Origin of the sequence: Promicromonospora kroppenstedtii DSM 19349, assembly GCF_000515355.1 — a bacterium.
GTDB lineage: Bacteria > Actinomycetota > Actinomycetes > Actinomycetales > Cellulomonadaceae > Promicromonospora > Promicromonospora kroppenstedtii.
This window is the reverse complement of sequence record NZ_KI911597.1, coordinates 1-997: the sequence shown is the minus strand read 5'-3', so window position 1 is coordinate 997 and position 997 is coordinate 1. Positions and strand designations below refer to the sequence as shown.

At 76.0% G+C, this 997-nt stretch carries 2 protein-coding genes; both read left to right on the top strand.

Annotation, left to right across the window (positions count from 1 at the left end; genetic code table 11):
• Positions 1 to 252: ATP-binding protein (locus PROKR_RS37210; protein WP_036959477.1), on the top strand; the 252-nt coding region annotated here is incomplete at its 5' end.
• Positions 245 to 940, top strand: coding sequence for a response regulator (locus PROKR_RS03205; protein WP_036959476.1), 696 nt, complete (start codon positions 245 to 247; stop codon positions 938 to 940). The genes PROKR_RS37210 and PROKR_RS03205, both read left to right, overlap by 8 nt.
• The last annotated feature ends 57 nt before the right edge of the window (positions 941 to 997 follow it).

Here is a 997-nt window from a genome sequence, read left to right as displayed (position 1 = left end):
GGCTCCGCCGACCCGGCGGAGCAGCCCTCCGCCGGGTACGGCCTGCTGGGCATGCGGGAGCGCGCCGAGATGTTCGGCGGGACGCTCACGGCAGGGCCGCGCCGGGGCGGCGGGTTCTCGGTCCGGTTCGTCGTGCCGATCCCGCGCGCCGAACGCCCCGCGGCCGCCGAGACCATCGAGCCCGCCGAACCCGCGGAGCCGGGCCAGGCCACCACCGAACCGAGCACGACGACCGAGGAGAACGATGACTGACGCCCTGGACACGCCCGTACGGGTGGCCCTGGTCGACGACCAGCCGCTGGTGCGCGCGGGCCTGCGGATGGTGATCGACTCCCAGCCCGACCTGCGGGTGGTGGTCGAGGCCGACGACGGCCGGGACGCGCTGCGCCTGCTCGCCGGCACGGCGTCCGACGTGGTGCTGATGGACGTGCGCATGCCGGGCATGGACGGCCTGACCGCGACCCGGGCGCTGCTGGGCGACGGAGGCGTCGCGGCGGGCGACCCCCGCGTCGTCGTGCTCACGACGTTCGACCTGGACGAATACGTGCTGGACGCGATCCGGGCCGGCGCCAGCGGGTTCCTGCTCAAGGACGCCCAGCCGGAGGAGCTGCTCACCGCGATCCGCACGGTGCACCAGGGCGACGCGGTGATCGCGCCGTCGTCCACGCGGCGGCTGATGGAGCGCCTGGTCACGGCGTTGCCGCCGGAGGAGGCGGCGGGCCCGCAGGAGGCGCTGGCCGGCCTGACGGGCCGCGAACGCGAGGTGCTGGTGCTGATGGCGCGCGGGCGGTCCAACACGGAGATCGCCGGGGACCTGTTCGTCGCGGAGGCGACGGTCAAGACACACGTGGGCCGCATCCTGGCCAAGCTCGACGCGCGCGACCGCGTGCAGGCGGTGGTGACCGCCTACGAGACGGGCCTGGTGCGGCCCGGCTCGTAGCCGGCCCGGCTCAGTCCGCCGCGAGCGCCGCGACCGGCCGGGTCCGGACGGCGGCCC